This window comes from Streptomyces muensis (genome assembly GCF_021474425.1).
GTDB classification, from domain to species: Bacteria; Actinomycetota; Actinomycetes; order Streptomycetales; family Streptomycetaceae; genus Streptomyces; species Streptomyces muensis.
In genome coordinates, this window is record NZ_JAKEIP010000416.1 from 1 (window position 1) to 4954 (window position 4954).

Consider the following 4954-nt stretch of genomic DNA (forward strand, 5'->3'; position numbering starts at 1 on the left):
GGGGGGCTGAGGACGGCCTCGTCCTCAAACGCCGGACGGGCTGAAGGACGCGGAGCTGCATCGCCCCAAAGGGGCGCGGGGAACTGCGCGACCAGCCCCCACCGGTCCGCAGTCGCCCGCGGCGCGTCCCCGACCCACCCACCGATGGCCCGTTCAGGACGCCACCAGCTCCCGGACCTCCGTGGTGACACGCGCCCGGCGCGGACGCGACGTGCGGTACAGCCACAGGACGTCCCGGCCGAACGACCAGACCAGCGCGGCCAGCGCTGTCGCGGTGACCGCGAACGTCGCCGCGTACGGGAAGAAGCCGGACGCGGCCAGGAGCAGGAACACGCCCTGCATCGCGGCGACCGTCTTGCGGGCCGTGCTCGGCGGCAGCGGGGCGTTCAGCCACGGCCAGACGCGGGCGGCGGCGACGAAGGCGTAGCGCATGGCGCCGATGAGGAGGACCCAGGGGCCGAGTGACATCGAGACGTACACGCTCAGCACCAGGATCAGGAACGCGTCGACCTCCATGTCGAAGCGCGCGCCCAGCGCCGTCGACGTACCGGTGCGGCGGGCCACCTTGCCGTCCACGCCGTCGAGGATCAGGGCGACCGCCGTCAGGCCGACGAACAGCGTCACCGGCGGTGAACTCTCGAAGGAGTCCGCGACCAGAGCGGTGACGCCGCCTACCAGCGTCGCGCGGCCGAGCGTGACCCGGTTCGCCGGGCCGAAGGAGCGGAGCCCGGAGCGGTGCAGGGCCAGCGAGAGCATCGCCCACGTGGCGATGGCGAAGACGAGGCCGGTCAGCCAGCCCGCCGGCCCCATGCCGATCGCCGAACCGAGCAGGGCCAGCAACAGGATCTGCACGCCCGCTCCCACAGCGGTCTCCTGCTGGACCAGCCTTGCTTCGTACGTGTTGTTCAGGGCCACCGCACATTCCTCCGGCCAGGTGACAGAGACGATCATCGCCGCGTACTGTGCGCGGCCTGTGCACATCGCAGTACGTGAACAGCTTCCCGATCGTTCAGGAGGATTCCGATGAACCGCACCGCACGTGCGTTCTGGCTCAGCTCTCCGGGTGAAGGAGAGATCCGGGAGGTCACGCTGCCGGAACCGGGCGAGGACGACGTCCTGGTGCGGTCGCTGTACTCCGGAGTCAGCAGAGGCACCGAGACGCTCGTGTTCCGCGGCGGGGTCCCGGAAAGCCAGTACGCGGCGATGCGGGCACCGTTCCAGGAGGGCGAGTTCCCCGCCCCGGTGAAGTATGGGTACCTGAGTGTCGGGACGGTCGAGGAGGGCCCCGACGCGCTCGCCGGCCGCACCGTCTTCTGTCTTCATCCGCACCAGACCCGCTACGTCGTCCCCGCGAGCGCCGTCACCGTCGTACCGGACACCGTGCCCGCCGAACGAGCCGTCCTCGCCGGCACCGTCGAAACCGCCGTCAACGCGCTCTGGGACGCCGCGCCCCTGGTCGGCGACCGGATCGCCGTGGTCGGCGGCGGCATGGTCGGCTGCTCGGTGGCCGCCGTGCTGGCCCGCTTCCCTGGCGTACGGCTCCAGTTGGTCGACGCCGACCCGGGCAGGGCCGACATCGCCAAGGCACTCGGCGTCGCCTTCGCCTCGCCCGAGGAGGCGCTCGGCGAGTGCGACCTGGTCGTCCACGCCAGCGCCACCGAGCAGGGACTCGCCCGCTCGCTCGAACTGCTCAGGGCCGAGGGCACCGTCCTCGAACTCAGCTGGTACGGCGACCGGCGCGTCGCCCTGCCCCTCGGCGAGGCCTTCCACTCCCGGCGGCTGAACATCCGCAGCAGCCAGGTCGGCACCGTCTCCCCGGCCCGCGGCGGCAGCCGTACGTACGCCGACCGGCTCGCCCTCGCCCTCGACCTGCTGGCCGACCCGGCCCTGGACGCGCTCGTCACCGGGGAGAGCGACTTCACCGACCTGCCCGAACTGATGCCGAGGCTCGCCTCCGGGGAGATCCCGGCCCTCTGTCACCGCGTCAGGTACGCGGACACGCCCTGACGGACTCGTTCAATTGGGGACGACAAGAGCGCCTGACCTGAGAAAAGAGTGAGAGACGGCTGAACACGGGGAAGCGAAGAGCCGTACTACACGGCATCCCCGGCAGCGATGAGCCGGGGACTAGGCGTACCGCACCTGGAGGGTCGTCCGTTGTTCAGCATCACCGTCCGCGATCACATCATGATCGCCCACAGCTTCCGCGGCGACGTCTTCGGTCCCGCGCAGCGACTGCACGGAGCGACGTTCCTGGTGGACGCCACGTTCCGGCGCGAGCAGCTGGACGACGACAACATCGTCGTCGACATCGGACTGGCCACCCGGGAACTGGGTGCCGTCGTCGGCGAGCTCAACTACCGCAACCTCGACAACGAACCCGACTTCGCCGGCGTCAACACCTCCACGGAGTTCCTGGCCAAGGTCATCGCCGACCGGCTCGCCGAGCGGATCGAGAAGGGCGCGCTGGGCGAGGGCGCCAAGGGCCTCGCAGGTCTCACCGTCACACTGCACGAGTCGCACGTCGCGTGGGCGAGTTACGAGCGTGCCCTGTGACCGACGTGATGATGGAGAAGCCGGAAAAGACGGAGAAGGTCAAGCTCGGCTATCTGCCGGTACAGCACTCCGTCCTGAAGAACGCCGAGATCATCCCCATGTCCCTGCGCTCCGTGCACTTCGTGATGCCGGGCGGCGTCGACGACCCGACCGTGCCCAGCGGCGGCAACGCCTATGACCGGCGCGTGAGTCTGGACCTGCCCGGCTTCGGCTGGCAGGTGCACAAGCACGCGGTGGACGGCAGCTGGCCCCGCCCCGACGCCGCCGCCCGTACCGAACTCGCCCGCACGCTGCGGGAGTTCCCGGACGGCACCGTCGTACTCCTCGACGGGCTCGTCGCCTGCGGAGTGCCCGAGATCATCGTCCCGGAGGCGGAGCGGCTGCGACTCGCGGTCCTCGTGCACCTCCCGCTCGGCGACGAGACGGGGCTCGACACCGCCGTGGCCGCGGAACTGGACGCCCGGGAACGCACCGTGCTCCGCGCGGTCCCCGCGGTGATCGCCACCAGCGACTGGTCGGTCCGCCGCCTCGTCTCCCACCACGGCCTCGCCCCCGAGCGGGTCCATGTCGCCGCCCCCGGCGCCGACATCGCGCCCCTCGCGTCCGGCACGGACGGCGTGTCGCGCCTGCTGTGCGTGGCCGCCGTGACCCCGCGCAAGGGACAGCACCGGCTGGTGGAGGCACTGGCGACGGTGACCGACCTGCCGTGGAGCTGTGTGTGCGTGGGCGGGCTGAACCAGGACCCCGAGTACGTGGCCGGACTGCGGGCCCTGATCGCGCGGCACGGCCTCCAGGACCGGCTGATCCTGGCGGGCCCGCAGGCCGGCGCCGAACTCGACGCCAGCTACAATTCCGCCGACCTCATGGTGCTCACCTCCTACGCCGAGACCTACGGCATGGCGGTGACGGAGGCGCTCGCGCGCGGCATTCCCGTACTCGCGACGGACGTCGGGGGAGTGCCGGAGGCGGTCGGCCGAGCCCCTGACGGAGGCGTCCCCGGCATCCTCGTCCCGCCGGAGAACCCCGCCGCCATCGCCGCCGAACTGCGCGGCTGGTTCGGCGAGGCGGACGTACGACGCCGGCTGAAGGCGGCGGCCCGGGGACGCCGGGCCGCCCTGAACGGCTGGGCCGGCACGGCCCGCAGCCTGGCCGCGGTACTGGGCCGACTGCCGAACGAACCCCGGAGGGCGGCATGAGGAAGACGGCGACGACACCGGCCGGGGGGACGATCCCGGCCCAGCCGGGACCGCGGGACGCGACGGACGCGGCGCAACTGCCCGATCCGCAGCGCGGGATCGTTTCGGCGGAGGGTGCGGAGGGTGATGTGAGCGGTGTCTCCGGATCTGCGGGATCCGACACGGACGCCGTGATCCTCGGCGCCGGGCCCAGCTTCCGCCCCGGGGAGCGGGCCACCGTACGACTCCGGGACGCCGGGCCCGACGACCCGCCCCGCTACGCCCCCGAGTGGCTGGAACTGCGCGAGGGCGCCGACGCCGCCGCGCGGGCCCACGACCTGCTCGATCCGCTGCGGATCCGGCTCGCCAACCTGCCCGGACGGGCCGGACTTGTCATCCACGACGTGGGCTGCGGCACCGGCTCCATGGGCCGCTGGCTGGCGCCCCACCTGGACGGTGCCCAGCACTGGATCCTGCACGACCGCGACCCCTACCTGCTGCACTTCGCCGCCGTGGCCTCCCCGCGCTCCGGCGCCGACGGCAGCCGCGTCACGGTCGAGACCCGCCGCGGCGACATCGGCCGGCTCACCCCGGACGCCCTCAAGGGCGCCTCGCTGGTGACCGCCTCCGCGCTGCTCGACGTCCTCACCCGCGAGGAGGTCGACACCCTCGCCGCCGCCTGTGCGGGCGCGGGGTGCCCGGCGCTGCTGACGCTCTCCGTCGCGGGCCGGGTCGAACTCACCCCGTCAGACCCGCTGGACACGGAGGTCACCGAGGCGTTCAACGCCCACCAGCGCCGCTCGGGCATGCTCGGCCCGGACGCCGTCACGGCGGCGGCCGAGGCGTTCGCCGAGCACGGCGCGACCGTGCAGGTGCACCCGAGCCCCTGGCGACTCGGCCCCGGCGAGTCGGCGCTCACCGCCCAATGGCTGCGCGGCTGGGTCGGCGCGGCGGTCGAGGAACGCCCCGAGCTCCGCGAGCGCGCCGACCGCTACCTGCGCGAACGGCTCGCCGCCTGCGAGGCCGGCGAACTGCACGTCGTGGTCCACCACAGCGACCTGCTCGCACTGTGCCGGCCGACGGGCGGAGCGTCATGAGCGTGGAGACGGTGGCAGGGCTGCGTGTCACGCGGCGCACGGCAGCACGTACGGCGGCCCCCGCCCCGGCCCCCGTCCACGCGCCTGCCCTGGCCCTCGCGTCGGCCACCGCGCCCGCGTCGGCCT

Annotated in this window: 5 protein-coding genes; 4 read left to right on the top strand and 1 reads right to left on the bottom strand. The window is 72.9% G+C overall.

Annotated elements, in window-relative coordinates; translation table 11 throughout:
- Positions 1 to 153: 153 nt before the first annotated feature.
- Complete coding sequence (locus L0P92_RS42100; RefSeq protein ID WP_234768423.1) at positions 154 to 915, bottom strand: CDP-alcohol phosphatidyltransferase family protein; 762 nt, start codon at positions 913 to 915, stop codon at positions 154 to 156.
- Positions 916 to 1023: 108 nt separating this feature from the next.
- On the opposite strand from L0P92_RS42100, the gene L0P92_RS42105 reads away from it, so the two are divergent.
- From L0P92_RS42105 to L0P92_RS42120, 4 genes are all read left to right on the top strand, one after another.
- On the top strand, positions 1024 to 2007 hold the full coding sequence (locus L0P92_RS42105; RefSeq protein WP_234768420.1) for a zinc-dependent alcohol dehydrogenase: 984 nt from the start codon (positions 1024 to 1026) through the stop codon (positions 2005 to 2007).
- 150 nt (positions 2008 to 2157) lie between these two features.
- Positions 2158 to 2556, top strand: a complete 399-nt coding sequence (locus L0P92_RS42110) for a 6-pyruvoyl trahydropterin synthase family protein (RefSeq protein ID WP_234768421.1) — start codon at positions 2158 to 2160, stop codon at positions 2554 to 2556.
- 11 nt (positions 2557 to 2567) lie between these two features.
- Positions 2568 to 3752, top strand: a complete 1185-nt coding sequence (locus L0P92_RS42115; RefSeq protein WP_234768424.1) for a glycosyltransferase family 4 protein — start codon at positions 2568 to 2570, stop codon at positions 3750 to 3752.
- Complete coding sequence (locus L0P92_RS42120; protein ID WP_234768422.1) at positions 3749 to 4828, top strand: class I SAM-dependent methyltransferase; 1080 nt, start codon at positions 3749 to 3751, stop codon at positions 4826 to 4828. Before L0P92_RS42115 ends, L0P92_RS42120 begins: the two co-directional genes overlap by 4 nt.
- The last annotated feature ends 126 nt before the right edge of the window (positions 4829 to 4954 follow it).

What these genes read in the sequence shown, in the direction of transcription:
- L0P92_RS42120 (WP_234768422.1), top strand. Translation starts at nt 3,749, where the DNA reads ATGAGGAAGACGGCGACGACACCGGCCGGGGGGACGATCCCGGCCCAG.
- L0P92_RS42105 (WP_234768420.1), top strand. Translation starts at nt 1,024, where the DNA reads ATGAACCGCACCGCACGTGCGTTCTGGCTCAGCTCTCCGGGTGAAGGA.
- L0P92_RS42115 (WP_234768424.1), top strand. Translation starts at nt 2,568, where the DNA reads ATGGAGAAGCCGGAAAAGACGGAGAAGGTCAAGCTCGGCTATCTGCCG.